The sequence below is a fragment of the Catenulispora pinisilvae genome (assembly GCF_015356865.1).
GTDB classification, from domain to species: Bacteria; Actinomycetota; Actinomycetes; order Streptomycetales; family Catenulisporaceae; genus Catenulispora; species Catenulispora pinisilvae.
In genome coordinates this window covers 1-24,382 of the sequence record NZ_JAAFZA010000089.1, presented here as the reverse complement: position 1 = coordinate 24,382, position 24,382 = coordinate 1, and the positions used below count along the sequence as shown (strand labels likewise).

19 protein-coding genes are annotated in these 24,382 nt (G+C 70.6%); 9 read left to right on the top strand and 10 right to left on the bottom strand.

Features of this window, described 5'->3' with window-relative positions; all coding sequences use genetic code 11:
* The first annotated feature begins 132 nt into the window (after positions 1–132).
* Positions 133–1,128 (top strand): LacI family DNA-binding transcriptional regulator, encoded by a 996-nt coding sequence (locus IZR01_RS23730; protein ID WP_194894113.1) that lies wholly within the window; start codon positions 133–135, stop codon positions 1,126–1,128.
* A 116-nt stretch (positions 1,129–1,244) separates the two neighbouring features.
* Here the strand turns inward: IZR01_RS23730 and IZR01_RS23725 are convergent, their stop codons facing one another.
* Positions 1,245–2,342, bottom strand: a complete 1,098-nt coding sequence (locus IZR01_RS23725; RefSeq protein ID WP_194925137.1) for a serine hydrolase domain-containing protein — start codon at positions 2,340–2,342, stop codon at positions 1,245–1,247.
* 77 nt (positions 2,343–2,419) lie between these two features.
* On the bottom strand, positions 2,420–3,328 hold the full coding sequence (locus IZR01_RS23720; RefSeq protein WP_194925136.1) for a helix-turn-helix transcriptional regulator: 909 nt from the start codon (positions 3,326–3,328) through the stop codon (positions 2,420–2,422).
* Between the two features lie 139 nt (positions 3,329–3,467).
* On the opposite strand from IZR01_RS23720, the gene IZR01_RS23715 reads away from it, so the two are divergent.
* The 4 genes from IZR01_RS23715 to IZR01_RS23700 all read left to right on the top strand — a co-directional run bounded on the left by IZR01_RS23715 (position 3,468) and on the right by IZR01_RS23700 (position 8,638).
* The gene (locus IZR01_RS23715; RefSeq protein ID WP_194925135.1) at positions 3,468–4,436 is read left to right on the top strand and encodes an alpha/beta hydrolase; all 969 of its coding nucleotides are present in this window, start codon (positions 3,468–3,470) and stop codon (positions 4,434–4,436) included.
* Between the two features lie 31 nt (positions 4,437–4,467).
* On the top strand, positions 4,468–6,696 hold the full coding sequence (locus IZR01_RS23710) for a hypothetical protein (RefSeq protein ID WP_194925134.1): 2,229 nt from the start codon (positions 4,468–4,470) through the stop codon (positions 6,694–6,696).
* A gap of 111 nt (positions 6,697–6,807) precedes the next feature.
* On the top strand, positions 6,808–8,166 hold the full coding sequence (locus IZR01_RS23705; RefSeq protein ID WP_228560083.1) for a D-arabinono-1,4-lactone oxidase: 1,359 nt from the start codon (positions 6,808–6,810) through the stop codon (positions 8,164–8,166).
* A 55-nt stretch (positions 8,167–8,221) separates the two neighbouring features.
* A complete protein-coding gene (locus tag IZR01_RS23700) occupies positions 8,222–8,638 on the top strand; it encodes a CBS domain-containing protein (RefSeq protein WP_194894108.1) in 417 nt (138 codons plus the stop codon).
* 39 nt (positions 8,639–8,677) lie between these two features.
* On the opposite strand, the gene IZR01_RS23695 is transcribed toward IZR01_RS23700, so the two are convergent.
* Positions 8,678–9,547, bottom strand: coding sequence for a TIGR03619 family F420-dependent LLM class oxidoreductase (locus IZR01_RS23695; protein WP_228554529.1), 870 nt, complete (start codon positions 9,545–9,547; stop codon positions 8,678–8,680).
* A 119-nt stretch (positions 9,548–9,666) separates the two neighbouring features.
* On the opposite strand from IZR01_RS23695, the gene IZR01_RS23690 reads away from it, so the two are divergent.
* On the top strand, positions 9,667–10,497 hold the full coding sequence (locus IZR01_RS23690) for an SAM-dependent methyltransferase (protein WP_194894107.1): 831 nt from the start codon (positions 9,667–9,669) through the stop codon (positions 10,495–10,497).
* Positions 10,498–10,540: 43 nt separating this feature from the next.
* Here IZR01_RS23690 and IZR01_RS23685 read toward each other — a convergent pair whose 3' ends face one another.
* From IZR01_RS23685 to IZR01_RS23675, 3 genes are all read right to left on the bottom strand, one after another.
* Positions 10,541–11,488: a hypothetical protein gene (locus tag IZR01_RS23685; RefSeq protein WP_194925133.1), complete on the bottom strand. Its 948-nt coding sequence runs from the start codon at positions 11,486–11,488 to the stop codon at positions 10,541–10,543.
* A complete protein-coding gene (locus IZR01_RS23680; protein ID WP_194894105.1) occupies positions 11,485–12,165 on the bottom strand; it encodes a vWA domain-containing protein in 681 nt (226 codons plus the stop codon). Before IZR01_RS23680 ends, IZR01_RS23685 begins: the two co-directional genes overlap by 4 nt.
* 169 nt (positions 12,166–12,334) lie before the next feature.
* Positions 12,335–14,107: a protein kinase domain-containing protein gene (locus IZR01_RS23675; RefSeq protein WP_194894104.1), complete on the bottom strand. Its 1,773-nt coding sequence runs from the start codon at positions 14,105–14,107 to the stop codon at positions 12,335–12,337.
* Between the two features lie 146 nt (positions 14,108–14,253).
* Between IZR01_RS23675 and IZR01_RS23670 the strand changes: the two genes are divergently transcribed.
* Positions 14,254–15,048: an FHA domain-containing protein gene (locus tag IZR01_RS23670; protein ID WP_194894103.1), complete on the top strand. Its 795-nt coding sequence runs from the start codon at positions 14,254–14,256 to the stop codon at positions 15,046–15,048.
* Between the two features lie 122 nt (positions 15,049–15,170).
* Positions 15,171–15,884, top strand: coding sequence for a chitinase (locus IZR01_RS23665; RefSeq protein WP_194894102.1), 714 nt, complete (start codon positions 15,171–15,173; stop codon positions 15,882–15,884).
* 121 nt (positions 15,885–16,005) lie between these two features.
* Here the strand turns inward: IZR01_RS23665 and IZR01_RS23660 are convergent, their stop codons facing one another.
* From IZR01_RS23660 to IZR01_RS23645, 4 genes are all read right to left on the bottom strand, one after another.
* Positions 16,006–17,958 carry a pentapeptide repeat-containing protein gene (locus IZR01_RS23660; protein WP_194925132.1) on the bottom strand — a complete coding sequence of 651 codons (1,953 nt, stop codon included), beginning with the start codon at positions 17,956–17,958 and terminating at the stop codon, positions 16,006–16,008.
* An 89-nt stretch (positions 17,959–18,047) separates the two neighbouring features.
* On the bottom strand, positions 18,048–18,716 hold the full coding sequence (locus IZR01_RS23655) for a DUF6585 family protein (RefSeq protein WP_194894100.1): 669 nt from the start codon (positions 18,714–18,716) through the stop codon (positions 18,048–18,050).
* 140 nt (positions 18,717–18,856) lie between these two features.
* Entirely contained in the window at positions 18,857–22,387 is a 3,531-nt protein-coding gene (locus tag IZR01_RS23650; RefSeq protein ID WP_194925131.1) for a phosphodiester glycosidase family protein, read from the bottom strand.
* Positions 22,388–22,565: 178 nt separating this feature from the next.
* A complete protein-coding gene (locus tag IZR01_RS23645; RefSeq protein ID WP_194894098.1) occupies positions 22,566–23,420 on the bottom strand; it encodes a helix-turn-helix transcriptional regulator in 855 nt (284 codons plus the stop codon).
* 85 nt (positions 23,421–23,505) lie between these two features.
* On the opposite strand from IZR01_RS23645, the gene IZR01_RS23640 reads away from it, so the two are divergent.
* Positions 23,506–24,372, top strand: coding sequence for an SDR family NAD(P)-dependent oxidoreductase (locus IZR01_RS23640; RefSeq protein WP_194925130.1), 867 nt, complete (start codon positions 23,506–23,508; stop codon positions 24,370–24,372).
* Positions 24,373–24,382: the final 10 nt, after the last annotated feature.

Genomic DNA, 24,382 nt, shown 5'->3' with positions numbered 1-24,382 from the left:
TCGATTTCCCATACCCTGCATGATGTTCACCACACCGTCAAGTACCATCGACCCGGAACTTCGGCACGGCCCCGGCCGCCGCCGCGGTGCGCCGGCGCACGGCTCGGCGCCCGGATCGGGAAGGGACGTGGCGTGACGGCTCGTCTGGTCGATGTCGCACAGCTGGCGGGCGTCTCCCGCGCGACCGCCTCCCGCGTCATCGCCGGGACCCCCCGCAACGTCGCGCCGGAACTCATCGAGCGCGTCGAGCGCGCCGCCCGCGAACTGGGCTACCGCACGAACCAGTCGGCCCGGGCCCTGCGCACCGGCACCACCGGCACCTTCGGCGTGGTGGTCCCCTCCCTGGCCAACCCCTACTTCGTCCAGCTCATCGAGGCCCTGTCCCGCCGGGTCCGCGCCGACGGCGGCGTCCTGGTCGTCTCCGACGCCGCCAACACCCCGGACATCGAGGCCCGCGAGATCGACACCCTGGTCAACGGCAAGGTGGACGGCCTGATCGTGGTCCCGGTGACCACCGCCGAGTCCGGCACGGCCATCAAGGCCGCGGCCTCGATCCGGCCCATCGTGCAGTTCGACCGCTGGTCCGAAGGCGCCGGCACGGTCGCCGTCACCATGGACAACCACGCCGCCATCAGCATGCTGATCGACCACCTGCGCGGCCAGGGCCGGGAGAAGATCGCCCTGGTCGCGGCCGAGCAGAGCTCCTCGTCCGGCGCCGAGCGCTCAGCGGCGTTCCGCGACCGCCTCGGCCAGGCCGGCCGCGCCATCGTGCTGCCGTCGATCACCACCGACGCCGGCCGCAAGGCGGGGCGGCGGCTGATCCGCATGCGCGGGGACGTCGACGCGGTGGTGTGCGCCGCCGACGTGCTGGCGATCGGCCTGGTCACCACGTTGAACCGCGCGGGCGTCGCGGTACCCGACGAGGTCGCGGTGACAGCGTTCGACGACACCGCGATCCTCGAAGTCCTGGACCCGCCGCTGACCTCGATCCGCCACCCGCTCGACGCGATGGCCGACCGGGCCATAGCGCTGCTGCACGGCGATGCGGCGGCGCGCGAGGAGCGGGTGGAGCGGTTCGCGCCCGAGCTTGTGGTTCGGGCTTCCAGTGGGGCGGGGCGGGAGCGGTAAGGCGGGTCGGTTTAGGCCTGCTCGGCTCAGGTCAGGTCAGGTCGGCTCAGGTCAGCTGCCTGAGCTCACCCGAACGACTGCTGGTCCACCAGTTCAGTTCAGTCAGCTGCCCGAACTCACCCGCACAGCTGCTGGTCCACCAGTCCGATGACAGCCTGCTGACTCGCGTCACTACCGTCGCCGGTGTCCGACACCACCACGGCACGCTGCGCATCCGCCGTGACGCCGTCCCAGGTGTTGTACCCGAAGATCCCGCCGGGATGGCCGTAGTAGCCGCCGCCGCACGACAGCGGGACCCAGCCCAACCCCAGGCCGTAGCGCACGCCGAGGCCCAGCGCGGACGCCGGCACCGTCGTCTCCATCTGGGCCAGCTGCGCCGCGCTCAACAGCCGCCCGCCGACCAGCGCCGTGTAGAAGCGGGTCAGGTCGTCCGCGGTGCTGATGATCGAGCCGGACGCGTCGGCGGCGCTCGGGTTGAAGGCCGACACGTCCAGCAGCTTGCCGGCGCCGAAGCTCATGTAGCCATGCGCGTAAGGGCCGACGATGAAGGGGAACGTGCCCGGGACGACGGTGTGCTTCAGGCCGAGCGGCGCGATGATCCGGGCATCGACTTCCTCGGCCCAGGTGTGGCCGGTCACCCGCTGCACGATCATCCCGGCCAGCACGTAGTCGGTGTCCGAGTACGCGAACGCCGTGCCCGGCGCGGCCACCGGCGCGTGCCGCATGGCCATCGCGACCAGCTGCTCCGGGGTGTATGTACGGAACCTGTCTTGCTGGAACGCCGTGGCGCTCGTCATCTCGGACAGGTCCTGCGTGTAGTCGTAGATCCCGCTGGTGTGGTTCAGCAGCTGCCGGATGGTGATCTTCGCGCCGTCGTTCGCGTTTCCGGCGACCACGCCGGGCAGCCAGTGCGCGACCGTGTCGTCCAGCGACAGCCGCCCCTCGTCGGCGAGTTGCAGGATGACGGTGGCTACGAAGGTCTTCGTGGCGCTGCCGATCCGGAACTCCCCGTCCTTCGGAACCGGCCTGCCGGTGCCCTCCTGAGCCGTCCCGGCACTCACCGAACGCTGCCCATCCGGGGTGCTGACCTCGGCCGGCGCGCCCACCGCGCCACCGGCGACGATCGCGTTCGCCTGCTGTTGAAGCGAGTCGGTAGCCTTACTCGGCGCCTGGCCGGCGGCGGTCAAAGTAATACCCAGCGTCGATGCCAGCATCAGCGCAGACAGTGTTTTGACATGTCGCACTTCAGGATCATCTCCCCGTGTGAAGCAGGCGTGGAACCGCCCTGATGTCAATCATCTGCCATCACATGGGTATTCGACCACTGAAGCAGGAACTGAAGTGCTTTTTCCGAAGTGGATCCCGGTTGCGCGGTGAAAGCGATCAGCTTCTGATCAGGATGTGTGTCCACAGAGAACTGCTGCACATCCAGATCCATAGTGCCGGCGATCGGATGCCGGTACGTCTTGACCAGCTGACTCGGCCCGCGTACCTGATGCGTCGCCCACCACGTCCGGAAATCCTGATCCCGCACGCTCAATTCCCCGACCAGTGCGTTCAGCGCCGCATCATCGGTCCGGCGTCCGGCCTCCATCCGCAGCGTCGCGACACAGTCCTTCGCCGCGCGCTGCCAGTCGCCATAAAGCGCGCGGAAACTCTGGTCGAGGAAGGTGAGCCGGATCAGGTTCCGGTGCGCCGGCGGCAGGGCGCTGAAATCGGTCAGGAGCCCCGCGGCGCCGCGGTTCCAGGCCAGTACGTCCATCCTGTGATCGACCACGATCGCCGGGACGTCGGGCATGGTGTCCAGCAGTTGCCGCAATCGCGGGGCCGGTTCGGGCTGGCTCGGGCGGCGGGTCGGGGCGCTGGCCGCGCTGGCCATGCTGCCCACACTGACCGCGCCGGGCGTGACGTCGGCGACCGTGAACAGGTAGTCGCGCTCGTCGGGCTTCAGCCGCAGGGCGTCGGCGAGGGCGTCGAGCACCGAGCGGGAGACCCGGGTCGTGCGCCCCTGTTCCAGCCGCACGATGTAGTCCACGCTCACGTGCGCCAGCATCGCCAGCTCCTCGCGCCGCAGCCCGGGGACGCGGCGGAGCCGCCCGTCGTCGGGCATCCCGGCCTCGTGCGGATCGACGGCCGCGCGGCGGGAGCGCAGGAAGTCGCCGAGTCCGGTGTCGCCGCGAGCGGGTTGTGCGGAGGCCATGTCCTCCAGTCTCCACGGGTTGCGGCCGCCGTGCCTGGTACTGGCTTGCATAGGCGAGATCATCCCTGGTCGCGGGCTCGCGATCGGGCCACCGTGGAGATCAAGCTCGAACAGCACCCACGATGGGAGTCCGGTACCGATGAGGACCGATGTGACGTTTTCCAGCAATGGCCTGAAGATTTCGGGCTGTCTTTACCTCCAGGACGAGGGCCGGGACAACGCCCGAGACCACGCCCGAGACGACGCCAACGCAGCTCCAAGGCCCGCCGTAGTCGTCGGCCACCCCGGCAGCGGCGTCAAGGAGCAAGCCGCCGGTCTGTACGCACGCCGCCTGGGCGAAGAAGCCGGCTTCGTCACCCTGGCCTTCGACGCCGCCTACCAGGGCGAGAGCGAGGGCGAGCCGCGCGGCCTGGAGGACCCCGCCCAGCGCGTCGAAGACCTGAAGTCCGCCGTGTCGTTCCTGACCACACACCCGGCGGTCGACCCGAACCGCATCGGCGTCCTGGGCATCTGCGCCTCCGGCGGCTACAGCCTGGCCGCCGCGGCCGGCGACCACCGCATCCGCGCTGTCGCCACGGTCAGCGGCGTCGACATCGCGCGGCAGTTCAAGGTCGGCGCCGACGGCTCCCAGGACCCGGCGGTGTTCCAGAGCATGCTCGACGCCGCCGCGTCAGCCCGCACCGCTGAGGCGCGGGGTGAGGGCGTCCAGCGCTTCGACCTCTTTCCGGCATCGGAACAGGAGGCGCGTCTCGGCGGCCCGCATGTGTACGAAGGTTGGGAGTACTACTGCACCCCGCGCGCCGCCCACCCGCGCTCGGCCAAGGCGCTGACCTGGTCCAGCGTCGACCGAATGGCGGCATTCGACGCCTTCGCCGCGGTCGGCCTGATCGCGCCGCGTCCGCTGCTGTTGATCGCCGGTCGCGAGGCAGTGACGTCCTGGATGAGCGTCGAGGCCTACCAGAGCGCGCGCGGACCCAAGGAACTGCACTGGATCGACGGGGCATCGCACGTCGACTTCTACGACAAGGACGAATACGTCACGCCGGCCATCGCCAAGCTCGCCGAGTTCTACCAGGTACACCTCGGCCACGCGGAGGGAAGAGAATGACGCGAGGACGCGGATCGAGGGAGCGGATGCGGTGCCGGTAATCGGGATGGACGAGGCGACCAGGGCCGCGGTCGGCCGTCAGCTGGACGTGATGCACACAATGCCCTACGCCCAGGCCCTGGCCCGAGCCGCGTCGATGACCGATCAGGACCTCGCCCGCAGCATCGGCCACTGCCGGCTGGACGTCGCGATGGCGGTCAGCGACCACATACCGACCCGCCCCGACGCCCGGGCCTCGGTCTTCGGACTGGCCGGGGCGGCGCTGAAGGGGCGGACCGTGGCCGACCCCGACGACGTCATCAGGGATCTGCTTCGTATGCCGAACCGGATGGCCGACGCTGTCCTGTTCTTCCACCGCGAACGATCCGACGGGACCCAACCGGCCCGCTACGCCATCCTGGCGGACCGGCGCGGGCCGGACGGCCGCCCGATCATCGACGACGAAATCCGCGAACGCCTGCTGGAACAGATCGAGAGCCGCCGCCGCCCCACCCGCATCGAGGCCGAACTCCGGGCGGCGGCAGCCGTCGCCGACGACCCGCAGATCGCCCAGGCCATCGCCGACCGCCGCCTCAAGCCCGACAAGGATGACGACCTCGACTTCCGCCGCTTCGCCCCGGACTGGGAGGCCCTGCTCGCCAAGGCCGAGAGCCACCCCCGCCCGAACCACGCCCGAGAACTGCTGGCCCGGCGCGCCGACCTCCCCGCCGACATCCGCGCCACCCTAGAAGCGATCCATCCCGCCGCGCACTGGCTGGTGCCCAGGCCGGACATCGAGGCGGTGCGGCGGGCACTGGCCGGCGTCGAGCCGACGACCCCGGCCGACCGGTTCGCGCTCGGCGTGCTGCTGCGCCGCGGCCTAGCCGGCGGGTCGCTCGACGCCGCCGAGGTGGTCGCGACGATGCGGCCGGTCACGGCGCTGCTCGCGTTCCTGGCGCCGACCAGGCACTTGTGGCACGACCGCTTGGCCTTGCGCCCGCTGGCGTTTCCGGACGACGCGCGGCGATGGCTGGCCGCGACGGTGCGGGAGGAGGCGGAAGCGGTGTTGGCTCCGGTGCTGAGTCAGGATCCAGCGGCCTGGGCCTGGTTCCTGCACCGGGCCATGACCTGGCCGGGGACGCTGACCGAGCTGGCCGCCGAGATGGCGCGCGACGCGGCTGGGAACGCGGGCCCGCCGCCGGTCGGGTTCCCGAGGCGCTCGCTGGGAGGCGCGGGTGACGTTGGCGTTGCGGATGGCTCGCGCGACGGCTTGGGCATCACGGGTTCGGAAGGTGCGGGTGAGGCTGGCGTTGTGGCTGGCTCGCGTGACGGCTTGGGCATCGCGGATCCGGAAGGTGCGGGTGAGGCTGGCGTTGTGGCTGGCTCGCGTGACGGCTTGGGCACCGTGGATTCGGAAGGCGCGGGTGGAGCTGGCGCTCCGGATGGCTCGCGCGAGGACTTGCGCACCGCGGACCCGGCAGTCGCGGGTGGGGCTGGTGTTGCGGACGACTCACGCGACGACTTGTGCACCATGGATCCGGACGACGCGGGTGAGGCTGGCGCTGCGGCTGGCTCGCGCGAGGACTTGCGCACCGCGGACCCGATCGCCGTGGTGGCGTTGCTCATGCCGCGGCCGATCTTCGCGAGCACGTTGGCCGCACACCTCGAAGGCTGGGATCCGGCCGCGGTCGAGGACGTGACTCGACTCCTGAGCCGCGAACCCCTGTTGCCGGTTCTGGCCGAGCTCGCGCTGGGACCGCAGGGAACCCCGGCGATGCGGTTCAAGCTGGCTGGCAATCTGGGTGCCGACCTGGCGATGTTGTGGCGGATCGCGGCGTGGGACCCGGCCGAGCCGCGTGCACTCTCCGCCATATATCAGCATCCTGATGCAACCTATCAACTGCGCACGGGGGTCGTCATCCGCTCCTACAGCGCCGGTGGCCCGCACCCTTCGCTCTTGAGGCTTTTGGAAAGCCGAGTGCCCGGCACCAAGGCCCTCACTCGGCTTCTCGCCTCCAGCGATAGCGCTATCGCTAGCGATGCGACCGCGCTGCACGCCGCCCTACAAGCAGTCCTCGGCGCCGTCGACTTGGGCCACCTCTTGCTCGGCTACGCCGCGCTCGCCGCAGCCGCCGGCCCAGAACCGGTCTGGGCGCTGGAACTGGAGCGTGTGGGGTCGCTGGCCCGGGCGATTCCGGAGGTCCGCGCATCGATGGCCGCCGGGAGCGCCGCGCCGCTGAGAGCCGCCGCCGACCCCACCCGCATACCCACCGCGTCCTGAGCGGGTCCTGAGCGGGTCCGTGCACCGACTCCCACTGATTACCGTAGAAGCGGCGGGGCTCAGGGCTCGAGGATGTCGGGCCGTTGACATCTGCCCCCGCTCCATGACTCGATGGTCAGCGTCGACAGCGAGCACCGGGAGACCCCGACCATGACCGAACAGATCCGCAACTGGGCCGGCAACGTCGAATTCCGCCCGGTCCGCAGTCACCATCCCGGCTCGCTCGACGAGCTCCGGAGCCTGATCGCCGAGGCCGCGTCGGTGCGGGTGCTCGGTACCGGGCACTCCTTCAACCGCCTCGCCGACACCGCCGGCGATCTCGTCACGCTCGACCGGCTCCCGCCACAGGTGCAGGTCGATTCGGACGCGCGCACCGCGACCGTCACCGCGGGCATGCGCCTGGCCGAGCTCGCATCCCGCCTGCACGCCGCCGGATTCGCGCTGGCCGCCCTGCCCTCGCTGCCGCACATCTCGCTGGCCGGGGCCTGCGCGACCGGGACCCACGGGTCGGGGGACGGCAACCAGGGCCTCGCGGGGCTGGTTCGCGGGATGCAGTTCGTCGGGCCGAGCGGTGACGTCGTCGAGCTGACGCGGGGCGACCTGACGCGGGGCGACCTGACGCGGGGCGAGTCGCCCGACTTCGACGGTGCCGTGGTCGGCCTCGGTGCTTTGGGCGCGGTCACGCGGATGACGGTGGACGTCGTGCCCACCTTCGACGTCGCGCAGTACGTGTATCAGGCGGTGCCGCTGCAAGAAGTGATCACCCGGCTCGACGAGGTGTTCTCGGCCGCGTACAGCGTCAGCGTCTTCACCGGCTGGCGCGGCGAGGCGTCGGTGTGGCTGAAGGTGAAGGTGTCGCCGGACGGGACGCAGCCTAGGCGACCCGGATCCGACTGGCTCGGCGGCCGCCTCGCGGACCGCCCCGCGCACCCGATCCCCGGCATGGCCACCGAGAACTGCACCGAGCAGCTGGGCATCCCGGGTCCCTGGCACGAGCGACTGCCGCACTTCCGCCCCGATTTCACCCCGAGCGCGGGCGCCGAGCTGCAATCAGAGTTCTTCGTTCCCCGCTCGCGCGCCGCCGAGGCGATCGCCGCCGTCCGCGACCTCGGCCCGCTCATCGCGCCGGTGGTGCAGATCTCCGAGTTCCGGACCGTGGCGGCCGACGACCTCTGGCTCAGCCCGGCCCACCACCGCGACAGCCTCACCATCCACTTCACCTGGCTCCCCGACCGCTCAGCGGTGGAACCCGCGCTCGCCGAAGTCGAGCGGGTACTGCTGCCGCTGGGTGCGCGGCCGCACTGGGGCAAGGTCTTCCTGGGCGGCCCGAAGGCCGCGCTGGCCACGTATGACAAGGCCGCCGACTTCCAGGCACTGCTTGACCGGCACGATCCGGACGGAAAGTTCCGCAACACTTTCGTCCGGAGCCTCTTCCCGCTCCCCGGCGCTCCGGTGGCGCGTCCCCGCTGACGGTGCCCAGGATAGAAGTGGCAGCCCCGAGGGGACCCACTCCCAGGAGGCGATCATGGCCACTGCCAAGGACATCATGCACGCCGGTGCCCAGTGGATCTACCGCGAGGAGACCCTGGACCGAGCCGCGGAGCTGATGCGCGAGCTCGACGTCGGCGCCCTACCGGTCAGCGACCAGAACGAGCGCCTGTGCGGCATCATCACCGACCGCGACATCGTGGTGAAGTGCGTGGCCCTGGGCCGCGACCCAGCCCACGTCCGCTGCGCCGACCTCTGCGAGGGCACCCCCCGCTGGGTCGACTCCGCCACGGACGTCGGCGAGGTACTGCACGAGATGGAGAGCCGCCAGATCCGCCGCATGCCGGTGGTCGAGAACAAGAAGCTGGTCGGCATGATCAGCGAGGCCGACTTGGCCGCGCATCTGGGTGAGCGGCAACTCGCCGAGTTCGTGGAGCGGATCTGCGCGGGGTAGGGGGCCCGGCGCGGCCCCACCCCCACCCGTACGCGCGCCTCAGCCGAGCCCGAAGCGGGACGCGAACTCCGCCAGCTCCGCACACTGCTCTTCCGGCTCACCCGCCGGCGCGGCCACGATGATGCGCGTGACCCCCTGCGCCGCCATCTTCTCCACCCCCTCGGCCGTCATCTCCAGCGATCCCATGCGCGTGTAGGAGATCGCCTCAGGGTCCCGACCGGCCTCCCGAGCCGTCGACCTCACCAGCTCCCACAACGCTTGGCGCTCGTCGTCCTTGAGCATGCCGCCGGGCAGCCAGCCGTCGCCGGCCCGGCCCGCCCGCCGAGCCGCCGCCGGGCTCGACCCGCCGACGTGGATCGGGAGTCCGGACTCGGCGAGGGGCTTGGGGTAGCTGAAGATGTTGTCGAAGTTGAAGAACTCGCCGTGGAAGGTGGCGCCGTTCTCGTCTTCGGCCCACAGCCGCCGCAGCACCTCGATCGCCTCATCGGCGCGCCGTCCGCGGGTGGTGTAGTCGACGCCGACCGCGGCGGCCTCGCCCGGCAGGCCGCCGACGCCGACGGCGAGCAGGCGCATGCGGCCGTGGGACAGGGTGTCGATGCCCGCCAGTCGCTTGGCCAGCGTGACGGGGTGGTGGTACGGAAGCAGCAGGACGGACGTGCCCAGCAACAGTCGCTCGGTGTGGGCGGCGACGAAGGTCAGGACGTCCAGCGGGTCGAGATACTGAAGGTCCGTCGGCATCTCCCAGGCGCCGATCCGGGCACCCGGATAGAGCGCCACGTGTTCGGGCACGTAGAAACCCTCGAAGCCGCGAGCGTCGGCCTGTTTCGCCACCGCCACCAGGCGATCCGGGTCGGGACCGAAGAAGGGCGTGGTGTAGCTGAGCGCGAAGGTCGGCATCTCACTGGTCATGCCGCCACTGTAGGAGCCGCCCGGCTGGTCGTGCCGCTACTCCAGGAACCCACTGTCAGGGGCCGTCCAGCCGCCGCGATCTCCCGCCCGCGACGCCGCCCGGATGCCACAATCAAGCCATGGATTCGATCGACGCGGCCGAACTGGCCCTGAGCCTGCCCGAAGTCGACCCGGAACGCCCGAGCCCGGCGCGGATCTATGATTTCTGGCTGGGTGGTTCGCAGAACTTCGAAGCAGACCGCGAGGCGGGCCGGCGCGCGGCCCAGGCGATGCCGAACCTGCCGGTTTCGGCCCAGGCCAACCGGGTGTTCCTCCGGCACGTCATCGAGGAACTGGTCACCGAGCGGGGCATCACCCAGTTCCTGGACCTGGGTTCCGGGGTTCCCACGGCCGGCAATGTGCATGAGGCGGCTCAGGCTGTCGATCCCGGGGCCACGGTCGTCTACATCGACATCGATCCAGTCGCGATCGCCCACGCCCGGGCACTGCTCGCCGACAACCCCTCGGCGCACGCGGCCCTCGCCGACGTCCGCGAGCCGGGCGTGGTCCTGGAGCACCCGGTGGTTCGCGACAGCATCGACTGGTCCAAGCCGGTGGCCGTGCTGCTGTTCGCGGTGCTGCACTTCATCCCGGACGACGACCAGGCCGAGCGGATCGTCCGCGCCTTCACCGAACCGTGCGCGCCCGGCAGCTACTTGGCGCTGTCCCACGGCGCCCCGGACAACGCCGCGCTGGAAGCTCAGCAGAACGCGGCCCGCGACTACGCCGCGCGCACCGGCGTGCCGTTCACGCCGCGCACCGCCGGGCAGATCACGCCGTGGCTGTCGGGGCTGGACATCCAGCCGCCGGGGGTGGATGACATCCGGGTGTGGGTGCCGAACTTGAACGAGAGCCACACCGGAATGGCGCCGTGCCTCGGGGTGCTGGCGCGCAAGCCGGCCGCCGGCTGAGGAACCGCGCCCGCTTGCGTCACCTAGGGCGGACCAGAGCCGGTCAGCGATCCGCTGGCCAGACCCCGACCAGCGTCCGGTCGTCGTCGAACCGCTGGCCGGCGAAGTCCAGGACGTGTGCGAGCCGGAGCGGCGTCGGGGGCACCGTGAGGTGACGGGCGAACAGCTCGCCGACCGCGCCGTCCCCGTCGCCGAGCGGATCGCCGAATCCGTTACTGCCGACCAGGAGTATCTCGGAGCCGGTCAGGTGCTCGACGACGTGCTCGACCGGCTCGGTCGCCGCTGCCGCCGCCGCTGCCGCCGCTGTCACCGACGTCAACGGGTCGATGTCCGAATCAGAACCCTTCTTCGCTCTGAACAGCGCGTGGTAGGAACCCGTGGTGCGGTCCAGCAGCCACGCGCCGGAATCCCCGATCCGGCACACCTGGATCCTCGGCCCACCCGGCTCCGGCTGGACGACCCCGGCGACCAGCGTCGTCGCGTACCAGTCCGCCGCCATCGTCCCGGCCGTCGTCCCGGTCACCGCTTCGGTCGACGGCGCCAGTCGCCGCAGCCGCTCGGCGGTGTGGTGCGCGAAGCTGTCGAAGTCCAGTACCCCGCCGCCTTGCGCCAGCAAACACAGCAGCTGATCTATGGCCGCCCGGCAAGCTTGCGCCGCACGCTGCTGGGGCTCGTCGGCGACGGCGAACACCACCGCCCCCGACGCCTCGTGCCAGGCGACACGCGCACAGTCCCGACGCGCCTCGCGGGAGAAGCGATGGCCCGCCCCGCGCACCGACGCGGACCGCACAGTGAAATCAGGAGTCGACCATCCGTCGCATTCGGTGTCCGGGACGTCGAACACGGACTGGCCGGGTGGCCGCGGCTCGAACTCGGCGCCGGGCCGGCCGCTGTCCACGGTGGTCCGGGGCCACGGCACGGCGTCGTCCGGTGTGGCGTCGTCCGGGGCGGCGGCTAGGGCCGCCCCGTGATAATCAGGACTCTGGGTCATGTCATCACCTCGTCCAGCGCGATGGTGAACCCCTCGGGCCGGGTCACCACGAGCGTCGGTTCGTCAGAGCTGAGCGCCTGGCTGGAGGCGATCAGGCTGGTGGTCAAGGCTTGGAAGAACTCTGAGACGGCCTGGCCCAGATCCGTGCCGCGCGGGGCCACGAACCCGAACTCCGGCCGGGTCGCCACCTCGGCGATGGTCCGCCGCTCGGCCGAGCCCATGCCGCAGGCGATGATGTTCGGCGCGGCCGGGGTCCGCCGCCGGTCGGTCAGCTTGAGCAGCGCCCGCTTCCAGCCGGAGTCGGTGGGCTGGCCGTCGCTGAGGAAGAACACCACCGGACGGTGCACCTTGTAGCCCTCGCTGCGCAGATACCGTACGTCGGTGGGGATGCGCGCGGTCAGGTCGGCGAACGCCGCGCCGTAGTCGGTACGGCCGCGCGCCGACACCTGCGGCAGGCTGGCCTGCACCCGCATGTCGGCCACGGTCAGGTGCGCCCGGACGTCGTCGGAGAACCCCAACACGGCCAGGCGCAGTTTCGAGGCCAACGTCGGCGCCGTGCGCAACTCCTCGCACAGCGAGACCAGGCCGGCGGTGAGCTCGTCCACATAGGGACCCATCGATGCCGACTCGTCGACCAGCACATACGCCGGCAGCAGCACACCTCTCGCCTCGGGCATCCCGATCGCCTCCCTTTCCCCGAACAGCCGTCGTGCTGAGCAGAAGGCTAGGCAAGTGCGCGGAGGACCGGTCCTGAGCGCGTCGTCACGGCGTGACCAGCTGGGGAAACGGAGGAGAGCAGGGTGGAATCAGAGTTCGAAGATGGAGATGCGGGGAGCGGCGACCGGACTACTTCTGAACCGGCGTGCTGCCGTTCATGGTGAACTGCGGCGAGCACGCCTCGCCGCTCTTCTCATCCGCATGCCAGACACACACCTGCATCGTGGTCCCGCCCGGCACCGTGAGGAAGTTCGTCTTCTCAGCACCCTGCGAGGCACTGAACGTGTACGCCAGTCCGTCGCTCCGGATCACCTCGGCGACGCAGGACTGCTCAAGGGAGGTGTTGAGCACCCCCGCCAGCTTGCCCGAACCGTCGGTGTCTAACCACGCCGAACAGGCCGCGTCGTTGCCCAGCCACGAGGTGTCGGCCTCGGAGTTCGTGACGCGCGCCGGATCCTTCGCGCTGTCCACCCCGGTGATCGACGACGCGGTCGGGCTGGGGCCGGAATCGCCGGGCGCGGAGCTCGGCGGCGGGTTCGGGCCGGAACTCGTCGGCGGGTTGGAACCGCCGGACCGGCTCGGCGAGGTGCCGCCGCCGTTTCGTGACGAGGACGTGGAACCGGTGTGGCCGGTGGTGCCGGAACCCGGTCCGGTCGCCCCGCTCGCCCCGTTGGAGGCGGACCCGTTCGGCTGGTTGGAATTGCTGCCGGAACCAGTGGGAGTCGGCAGGGGACCGGTCGGGGTCGAGTTCGAGCCCCCGGCTTTCGCCGACGACGATCCCGTCCCGGCTACGGGCACCACGCCGATACCCGAGCCCGCGGAAGACGGATGGTTCCCAGAGCCGCCATGCGACATCGCCAGCGCCGTGACCACCCCGGCCGTCACGGCGCCCAGCGCCGCGACCGTCACGAGCGGAACGAGGAGCCGGCGCCGCGTCTGCCGCTTGTCACGGTCGGCCAGGGCCAGCGTGGGGCCGGATTGCGGCTCCGTCTCCAGCACGATCTCCGGAGGCAGCAGCGTCTCCGGAGCCGGCGGTAGCACCGTGTCGATCACGCTCACCGGTGTCGCGGCGAAGTTCCGCCGCTTCGCGATCCGCTCCATCACCTCGGTCGGCCAGGACGGGCCCGCCGCCGCGTGCTCGCGCGCCGCGGCGACCAGATCGGCGGCCGTCGGCCGCTCTGCCGGCTCGGCGGCCAGACACGCTTCCACGATCGCGGCCAGCCCGGCGTCCAGCGAGCGGATCGGGCGCAGATCGGGCAGGGCGCCCGGCGGCCGGACCGAGGCCGCGAACACGAGCGTGGCGGCCAGCGAGTAGATGTCCGAGGGCGCCGAGACCTCCCGGTCCCCGGCCTCCTGCTCCGGCGCGGTGAACCCGCGCGTTCCCGAACTCGAACCGGTGCGTGTCAGCCGCGACTGGTCGTAGGCCAGCGCGATGCCGAAGTCGATGAGCTTGACCCCGTCGCGGATCAGCATGATGTTGGCCGGCTTGAGATCGCGGTGCACGATCCCGGCGTCATGCACGGAGTGCAGGTGCGACGCGGTGTCGGCCAGCAGCAGCCACAGGGCGTCGGCGGGCAGCGGGCCGAAGGAGCGGACCGCGTCGTCCACGGTCAGGCCCGGCACGTATTCGGTGGCGAACCACGGCTCCGGCGCGGTGCTGTCGCTGGCCAGCAGGGTGGGGGCGACCCCGAACGGCACCCGGTGCAAGATCGCGACCTCGCGGTTGAACCGCTCGCCGGAGACCAGCCGCGGCCGGACGCGCTTGACGGCGACGTAGCGGCCCTCGCGGGTGGCCAGATAGACCTCGCCCATCCCGCCGGCGCCGAGCAGCCCGATGACGGTGAACTGGCCGATCTCGCGGGGATCGCCCGGGCCCAGCGGCTCGGCGACGTCACTGTCCATGGGCGCGCCGTCCCCCGCTGCGTGCACTCACGCCGCGTAGGTTATCGAGCACCGGCGGGCGCGTGCAATTTGTCATGATCGTTGAGGACCGGTCCTCTGCGCTGGCTTCTACACTGGCTCACGGCTGAACGGAGGCGACCCAAACCATGCCGAACACGAACTTCCGCCCGTTGATGCTGCCCCCGGGCAGCCCGTCCGAGGGCGTCCCGGCGGCACCGCCCGGCACCATCTTCGTGCTGGGCCCGGAGGGCGGGTACGCGGTGCCGGCGCGCCGCTACACGCTGCTGTTCGGGCGCGACCGGGAGGATGTGCACGTGCCGGTCGGCGTGGACGACCCGACCGTCAGCCGCCGACACGGCGTCTTCACCTGCACCGGCCTGGACGGCGGCTGGTGGCTGACCAACACCGGGCACCTGCCGATCGAACTGCCCAACGGCGCGCTGATGCTCACCGGCCACCGGCGCTTCATCGAGCCCGGATACACCCCGCTGGTCATCAACTCCTCAAAGCAGCGCTCACATCTCGTTGAGGTTCGGCTGGTCGACGACGACGACCAGCACCCGCGCTCCACCACCAAGGAGGAGACCATCGACTCGGAGACCGTGTACGAGCTGTCTCCGCAGGAACGCCTGGTCCTCACTGCGCTGGCCCGCCGCTACCTGGAGGGCGCGGAGGCCTTCCCGCTCCCGCTGACCTGGGAGGACACCGCGCAGACCGCCAACGCCTCGCCGTTCACCACCAAGGTCTGGAACTTCCGCACGGTCGCCAACACCGTCGAGGAGGTGCGCGAACGCCTGCACCGGCGCGGCGTGCGCGGGCTGATGCGCGACGAGGTGGGGGAGCCGGTCGGCTCGACGCTGAGCGTGAATCTGATCCGGGAGCTGGTCAAGACGGTGACGCTCACCGCGCAGGATCTGGAACTGCTCGACGACCAGAGCTAGTACTCGCTGGTACACCCGCCAGTACCCGCCTGCTACCCGCGACGGTGAACCGGGGCGGCGATGCCGGGCCGGCTTCGGCGTGTTGACAAAGCCTTGGTAACAACTGAGGAGACGATGTGGCCATGACACCACGTCGTTTCCTCACCGCCTTCGCGACCGCCACCGCGCTGGTCGCCGGCCTGCTCGGCCCGGCCGCGCCCAGCGCCTCCGCCGCGAGCTTCGTCGTCTCCCAGGCGCAGTTCAACCAGATGTTCCCGAGTCGCAACTCCTTCTACACGTACCAGGGGCTGGTCGCCGCCCTGGGCGCGTACCCGGCTTTCACCACCACCGGCGATGAGAAGACCAGGAAGCGGGAGGCGGCCGCCTTCCTGGCCAACGTCAGCCACGAGACCGGCGGCCTGAAGTTCGTCGACGAACAGAACAAGGCGAACTACTCGCATTACTGCGACCGCAGCCAGCCCTACGGCTGCCCGGCCGGCAGCTCGGCCTACTACGGCCGCGGCCCGGTCCAGATCAGCTGGAACTTCAACTACAAGGCCGCGGGCGACGCTCTGCACCTCGACCTGCTCCACAACCCCTTCCTGGTCGAAAGGGACGCCGCCGTGGCGTGGAAGACCGGCCTGTGGTTCTGGAACAGCCAGGCGGGTGCGGGCTCGACGACCTCGCACGACGCCATCGTCAAGGGGCGCGGCTTCGGCGAGACCATCCGCAGCTTCAACGGCGACCTGGAGTGCAACGGCAAGAACGCGGGTGAGCGCAACGACCGCATCAGCCTGTTCAAGAAGTTCGTCGCCGAGCTCGGCACCGACGTGGGCCCCGGCAACCTGTCCTGCTGACCCAGACCGCGGCTAGGCCTGACCGCGCAGCCCTTGGTAGGCGTCCCAGGGGCTGCGCGCGGTTCGGTCGGACGCGGCCGTCAGCGGCTCAGCGCGCTTCCACCAGCTCAGCTCCACCAGCTCAGCGCGTTTCCAGCGCCTCCAACAAAGCCCTGATGATCCCGGTCGCCGCCGCCCACTGCTCAGGACTGAGCTGAGGAAACGCGTCGGCACCGTCGAGCCGGCCGGCCACCTCGGTCAGCAGCACGTCGGTCCCGGTCACCTTCAGCCCGGTCCGGGCTTCCCACGGCGCGTCCGCCGGACCCGGCACCACGCCGTACTCCACGTGCGGGTTCTCAGCACCCAGCGCCTGCTGGAACTCGACGGTCACCTTCGACGGATCGGTGTCGATCCTGGCTCCCAGCAGCACCCTGATGAGGTCCTGATCGGTACCGGCGGCGCGCACGGCGCTGTCGGTGTGGAAGCGGCAGCGCACGATTCCGGATTTGCGGGCGGCGAGGCCGGAGAAGTCCACCGGGCCGTGGAAGGCGGCCCGGCCGCTTCCGCCGCCGGGCAGGGCGAAGCTGATCTGCGGACCGAAGAATGAGGGCTTGTCGCCGAACACGGCTCCGGCGAACGAGGTCTTCCCGTAGAACTGGGTGCCCGTGAAGTCCCCGTCTGCCAGGCGGCAGTCGCTCGCGTCGAAGTCGATGAGCGTGGCGCCGGAGAGTTGGAGGGCGATGCCCTCCCAGAACGTCCGGCCCAGAGCGGGGCGCGTCCGGTCGGTGAGCAGCCGCTGTGCGGCGTGCCGGGTGCGCAACTCAGCGAACTGTGAAGGGGTGAGTTCGAAGACGCTGGTGGTCACGTCGAACGACAGCGGGGTCCGCAGATACGCGCAGACGGTCTCGGTGATCCGCTCCCGGAGCGCGGGCTCGGCGTCCCCGAGCTCGCCGAGGATGTGCAGTCCGCTGAGCCGGACGTCCGGATCGGCGTCGGCGAGCTGGCGGCGATAGGGGGACAGCGAGTCGTCGTGGACCACGAGCGCGCCACCGTCCGCTTCGAGCTCTGATTCCGTGATCCAGCCGAACGGCCAGTCCTGACCCTCGGGCCACTCCTGGCCCTTGGCCCGGGCGTCGGCGGTGAGCCGGGCGCCGGTCAGGTCCACCGCGGGCTGGATGAGGTGGACGCGGCCGCCGAAACTACAGCGCTGGAACGAGACCGCGTCCCCGAAGCGGGCCTTCCAGAACCACGCCTCGGCCGCGAATTCCGCGTCGGCGAAGGACACCCGGTGGTTGAAGCGGGTGCCGTCGCCGCCCTCCTCCCAGGTCTGGTAGTCGCCCATGAGCTCGGCCATGGGCCAGTTCGGGTCGTCCTCGTTGAGTTCGTCCCAGGCGACCGGGCGACGGTTCTCCATCACCTCCCAGAACTCTTCGTCGTCCTCCCAGATCGTCGTCTCGCCCCGTCCGAACCAGGCGATGTCCTGGAACCGGACGCGGGAGAAGTCGGCGTCCGCCCGGAACCTGGCCCGGCCGAAGTCGACCGTCCGGCTGAAGCGGGCGCCGGCGAAGGACGCGTCGGCCTCGAAGACCGACCGCTGGAACATCGCCACCTTGGCGAAGCGGGCGCCGGCGAAGACGGAGGTGCCGCGGAAGTGGGTGTCGGTGAAGCCGACGTCCCCGAGGCGGCAGCCGCTGAAGTCGACGTCCGGCAGTACGGCGCCGTCCAGTTCCAGGTCGAGACAGTGCTCGCAGTCGATGTCGCAGGGGATGTCCGCCGAGGCGGCGGCGACCTCGGGGTGCTGACGGGCCAGGGCCGCGAGCAGCGCGACGGCCTGCTCCCGTGCGGTGGCCGATTCATCGGCGGAGTCGGCGGACTCAGACCCGGTGGACCCGGTAGAGCTGTTGGACCCGGAAGACCCGGTAGACCCGGTGGACTCGGCCGGCTCGCGCAGGTAGCGGCATACCGTGTCGGCGATCGGCTGTCGCTGCGCGGGATCTTCCCGGGCCAGGATTTCCAGCTCCTGCAAGGCGGAGCGCTGCCCGTCGGCATCCGCTCTCGCCAGTCGGTCGGCGGTTTGCTGATACAGCGCGTCCATGAAGGCACCATAGGGATGGACCGCCGTTGCTGGTGCCCGTAGAAATACCGCCAGCATCGTACGGGCCGCCGGCTGGTGCCGATCGGCGCTCAGCCGCTCCCGGCCGAGGTACGCAAGGCCTCGGCAAGAGCGTAGAACACAAAGACGTTCGGGATCCGGCTCACCTCCGTGCGGATGAGCGCCAGCCACTTCCCGGCCACCCGCACCGACACCCCGCCCTTGTCCACCGTGATCCGCTCGACATCCGACCACGGCACCGACCGGCCGCCGGCCGTCACCGTCCGCCTGGTGACCTCGATCGGCCCGAAGGTCAGGGCACTGCCACTGGCCACGGTCTGCAACGCGACGGGCAGCCGGGCCCGGGTGATGCCGTCCTGGATCTCCCGGCCCCACTTCTGCGGGTCGGCCAGGCCCCCGACCAGCGTCAGCGGCACCCCGTCGGGCCCGGTCAGCTGGTACCGGTAGGTCGCGCGGAGCAGCGTGCCGTTCCGCCGGTGCTCGACGATGCGCTGCAAGGCGGTGGTGTCGCGCCAGCGGAAGATGAGGATCTGCTGCTGGTCGGTCAGCACGGTCAGGCCGGACTCGAAAGTGGCGGCGGCCTTCCCGGCGTCGCGCTTGTTCATCCTGACGTCGGGCCAGATCCGGCTCGCGGGCCGGGCGAGTGCCGGGTAGAAGCCCCACATCCGGCCCAGGCCCTCGGCGTAGCCGATGGTGCGGAAGCGCTCCTCGATCTCCATGAGCTCTTCGACGCTGGCCATGCGCTGCCTCCCGTTGATCGACGGCTTCGAGGCTAACGGCGGGGCCGGAGGACCGGTCCTGGTCGAGCCCTCACACGGCGACGGGCCCCCTCAGCCGACTCGGCTGAAGGGGCCCGTTTCGGGGGCGAGCTATGTATTCGTCACTTGGCGACCGTCAAGGCGACCGAGCCGGCGACGTTGTCCGAGGAGACGGAGATGGTGACCGTGCCCGGGCACCGCGCGTGCACCGCGCCGGTGACCGGGTCGACCGTCGCGACGCGCGGATCAGAGCTCTTCCACACGTGCGAGGCCGGGTCGGCGATCGGAACGCTGAGCGCGGGGAGGTCGTCGCCGGTCGGCGTGGTCCCGGTCGCGCTGAGCTGGGTGGACTGGCCCGGCTTGAGCGTCGTCGCCGTGCCGGTCACCGCGATGCTCGCCAGGGTCGGGATCGCGGCGAACTGCACGTCGCCGTTGGGCAGCACGTGGAACAGCCCGTAGTTGTAGAAGCCGCCCTCGCTGGCCGGTGCGTAGGCCTCGACCCCGGCGTCGGCGACCACGAAGTTCGGCAGCCCGTTCGGCGTGTTGTGACCGGTCGGGTCGAGCAGGTTCTCGGCCCAGCCGCGGGCGTGCCCGAACAGCATGATGACGTGGGTGTGCGGATGAGAGTCCTGATACTTCTGCACCAGCGTTTCGAACATCTGCGCCTCCCAACGGTCGGCGAACTGGCTGTCCTGCTGCGGGTGCGGGTCGTAGGCGGGCACGTGGCTGACCACGAACACCACCGGCGAGCGGTTCGCGGACAACTGGTCGGCCAGCCACTGGTACTGCGCCGGGTCCGTCGTCGGGACCTGATACGGGTCCGAGGGCAGGATGCCGATGTGCGCGCTGTCGGTCACCAGGACGTTGGCGGCGCCTTGGGTGTAGGCGTAGTGCGTCGGGCCGAACAGGCTGGTCCAGTTCTTGTTCTCCGGATCGGCGCCCTGGGTGATCTCGTGGTTGCCGACGCCCTCGTGGTATGGCACGCCGAACCCGTCGAGCAGCGACTTCAGGTAGTCCAGGTTGGCCATGCTGCCGGTGTCGCTCATGTCGCCCATGGTCTGGAGCGACAGCGGGCCGGTCCGGCTGGACGGCGGGGCCTTGATCTGTGTCAATCTCCGAAGATCGGCGCCGTCCTGCTTGAGTACGACACTGCCGGTGGAGTTCGGGTCGTCGGCGTGCGTGTGCGCGTCGTCCACCGCGGCCAGCGTGGTGCCGCCGGGCCGGAACTTCGCCGGGTCCTCGGTGTACTGGAGCCACGAGGGGTTGTGCGGGATCGCCACGTAGGGCGGCGTCACCAGCGGCCGCGGCGAGTAGAGCGCCTGCAGATCACTGACATACAGGTCGCCGGCCAGCGCCTGGCTCGGGCTGATGACCAGGAAGTCGAGGAAGTCGACGCTCATCGGGAACTGGAGGCCGGCGGGCAGGTTGGCGATGATGAGCTGCCAGCCGTCGTAGGTCACGGTGGACGGGTAGAAGTCGACGTACTGGCCGTTCACCTCGTAGTAGGCCTCTGCGAGCGTGAGGTTGCCCAGCCCCAGCGGCGTGCCGGAGCCACCGGTGCCGGAACCCTTGATCCAGACGCCGACCGCGTTCGGCAGCTGCGTCTCACCGGCCGGCGGGAACGACTCGTGCCCGGTGGGGGAGAACACGACCTGCTTGACGCCGTTGCCCGCCGGGATGCTGTATTTGACGTCCATCGAGCCGGTGTCCGAAGGCAGCCGCTTGACCGCGGTGGACAGCGAGATGCCGCCGGTCGCGCCGCCCCTGGTGTTCACGGCCCAGTTGTTCACGTCGGTCATCGGGTCGACGACCTCAGAACGCTGGCCCACGGCGATCGAGACGGTGGCGGTCGCCCCGCCCGCGCTGGCGGTGACGGTCACCAGCCCTTCGCCGTCGGTCGCGGCGGTGAACAGGCCGGTCGCCGGGTCGACGGCGCCCAGGTTCGACGGGCTCGCCGTCCAGGTCACCGAGGCCGGCAGCAGTGTGACCGGCGCCTTGTCGCCGGTGGTGGCGGTGATGGCGAGTTGCTGGGTACCGCCGTTGTTCAGGTCGGCGGTGGCCGGGCTGACCGTGAGCGAGTTCAGTTTGTCGGTCACGCGCAGCGGCACGGAGGAATGGGCCCGACCGGACTTGGCGGTCAGTTCACCATTACCCGGCTTGCCGGATGCCGTGATAGTCGCGCCGTTTGTTCCGGTACTGATATTCGCCCTGGAAGCCGGCCGCACCGCCAGCTGCACCGGATCGCTGGCCGGGTTGCCGAGCGCGTCGACCGCGTAGGCCGAGACCGGGACCTTGGTGCCGGTCAGCACGGCCAGCGGCGCGCCGGAGTTGGCGACGGCTCGGACCGCGGGGCCGGGGTGCGCCTCGGTGCTGTAGAAGAACAGACCGTTGGCGACCGGGCGCTCGTGGCCGTCCGACGGCGTGTTGCTGACGCTGACCTGCTGCTGACCCGGCTGGCGGGCGACCATCTCGCTGGAGCCGCCGGAGTCGAAGATCATCGCGTTGTACGCGCCGTGCGCCAGCATCCACCCGGCGAGCTGCGGGCGGGTCAGGCCCTCGGCCGCGTCCTCGGGCTGGTGGCCGTCGAACACCGCGACGATCGCGTGCTTGCCGTCCTTGGTCACGCCCAGGCCGGTGACCGGGTTGTTGACGTTGTTCTCGCCGCCGCCCTGCAACGGCACGGCCATGGTGCCGTTCTGGACCAGCACGGCGCCGCCGGACAGTGCCTGGCGCGGGGCGCTGTCCGGGCTGATCGATTCGGCGATCCGCACCCGGTCGCCGACGTGCGCGGTCGCGGTGAGCCACTGGCCCGCGGTGCCGGAGCCGACCAGGTCTTCGGTGCCGGTCGGAAGCGGCGTGAGGTCCGTGACGCCCGAGGTGACCCTGTCGATGATCAGGACATTGGCATCGGCCGGATCGCGGTGCCCGGAGGCCACGACCGACGCCGGGATCTTGCCGCTGTCGCCGAGGTCGGGCGTGACGCGCACCAGGCCGTTGGCGGACAGGTCGTCGACCAGGTTGACCGAGGTGATCGGGTGGGTCGCCGCGCCGTCGGTCGCAGTACCCGAATACGATTCGGCGCCGATCGCGATCGAGCCGTCCGCGCGCACGACGAGGTTCTGGTTCCAGGCCGGGTTCGGGCTCTTCACGAGGCGCCCGTTGACGACGACCATGCCGTGTGGCCGCCCGGAGCCGTAGATGTCGAAGAAGTCGCCGTTGATGCCCGCGACCGCGCCGGTCCGGTTCGCCATCGAGGAGACGACCTCGTCGTTCGGATCGCTGAGCTCGTCGTGCGACTCGACGACCCCGAGGCGGACGTTCGGATCGGTCAGGTCGACGTTCAGCTCCGTCGAATGCTGCACCCCGCCGACGGTCTGGTAGGTGTCGGTCTGGTAGTCGACGCCGCGGGTGATCTCCTGCGTCGCGGTCCGCGAGGCGTTCACCACCAACGGCCACTGCCCGGGCGTCGGCGGGAGCCATGGCTGGCCGTCGCCGCCGGGCTTCGTGCCCGCGGCGGTCTGCGCGTTGGCACTGGCACTGGCGTTGGCGTTGGCACTCGCGCTCGTGCCTCCGGCCCCGGCCATCGTCGTCCCCACCAGCGCGACGACCACGGCGGCCGACACCGCAAGCCGCCGGTTCCTCCGTAACATCATTCCGCTCCCCTCGGCACGCATTATTCGCCGACTCAGACTCGCCGAACCGCGTGTCCTGACGGCGGCGGCGCACGGCACATCCGGCTAACAGGTCGGGGCGCGGGGGTGGTGCGGAGTGGTGCGGAGGTGGTGCAGGGGTAGTGCGGGGGCACTGACCGGGTGCCTCGGATTCGCGGCGTCACCGCGCAGAGCTACGAGCCTCGCTACCCAGGATGTTCAACAGCGCCAAGGCATCGGCGCTGGGTGATCCGATCGGCGCGCTGTAGAGCACGAGGTGTTGGTCGCTGTCCTCAAGCGCGAGGCCGTCGCAGTCGACGCGGACCTCTCCGACGGCCCGGTGCCGGAAGGTCTTCGTCAGGACCGGCGCGCCGCGCACCTCGCGGCGTTCCCAGAGCCGGGCGAAGTCGGGACTTCCGTCGCGCAGGTCGTCGACGAGGCCGGTCACCGTGGGGTCCGTCGGGTAGCGGGCGATGGTGGATCGGAGTTGCATGACGACGTTCAGGCGGAACTCGGCGGCGTCGGAGATCCCGTACATCGGCGCTTCCGGGCGCGACGAGCCGAGGAATGCCTTGCGCGCGAGGTTCCGCTCGTCGGGGGTGAGTACGGCGAAGTCCTCCATCAGCGCGGCGGCGAGGTCGTTCCACGCGAGCACCTCGAAGGCGGCGGAGACCACGATGCCGGCGGTCTGCGGGAGCCGTTCGAGCAGGGCGAGGATGCTGGGCCGCACTTCGCGCTGGAGCAGGCCGGTCTTGGCGGGCGCGGTGCCGGCCAGGGTGTGCAGGTGGTCGGATTCGGCGTCGGTGAGGCGCAGCGCACCGGCGATCCCGGCGAGGACTTCGCCAGACGGGCGCGAAGCGGCGCGGCCTTGTTCGAGGCGGACGTAGTACTCGGTGGAGATGTGGGCGAGGACCGCGACCTCTTCCCGGCGCAGCCCCGGGGTCCGGCGGCGCGGGCCGGACGGCAGGCCCACGTCCTGCGGCTGAAGCCGTTCACGGCGGCTGCGGAGGAACGCCCCGAGCTCCTGTTTGTCCATACCCCCAGTGTGCATCGTCCCCGGCGGCGGATCGTGGTACAGCCTGTGCCTGTATCCGTTCCCGGCGCGGATGGACGCTGGTGGCATGACCGAAAACGCACATGTCACCGACGGCACAACCAGCACAGCCAGCAGCATCAGCACGGCGAGCAGCACTAGCACAGCAAGCAGCGCCAGCAGCATCAGCACCCCCATCGGCCTGCTCACCGGCAAGGTCATCTTCATCACCGGCGCCAGCCGCGGCATCGGGGAGGCGGCGGGCCGGCTCTTCGCCGCCGAGGGCGCCTCGGTCGTGCTGGCCGCCAGGGGCACGGACGCCCTCGATCGCATCGTCGCCGAGATCCGAGCCGACGGCGGCCGAGCAGACGCCGTCCCCCTGGACCTCGCCGACCGCACAGCCATCCGCGCCGCCGTCGAGCGCGTCGCGGAACTCCACGGACGCCTCGACGGCGCCTTCAACAACGGCGCGGCCATCCAGCGGCAGCCGGGACCGGTCGACACCACCACCGACGACGACATCGAAGAGCAGTTCGCCGTGAACTTCCGCTCGCACTGGACCGCGATGAACGCCGAGGCCGAACTCATGCGCCGCACCGGAGGCGGCGCGATCGTCAACACCTCGAGCATCGGCAGCCGCCGCGCCAACCCCGCCCTACCGGCCTACGGCGCCATGAAGCGCGCCCTCAACAGCCTCACCGAGAGCGCCGCCGTGAACTGGGCCGCCGACGGCATCCGAGTCAACGGCATCACCCCCGGCGGCACCGCCACCGAGATGATCGACGCCTGGGAAAGGGCCACCCCCGGCATCGTCGACAAGATCAACGCCTCGATCCCGCTGGGCCGGATGGCCGAGCCCAGGCAGGTCGCCGAGGCGGCCGCGTGGCTGCTCAGCGACCGGGCGTCGTTTGTGACCGGCGCGATTCTGCCGGTGGATGGTGGGGCTGGGGCGTAGTTTTTTGGGG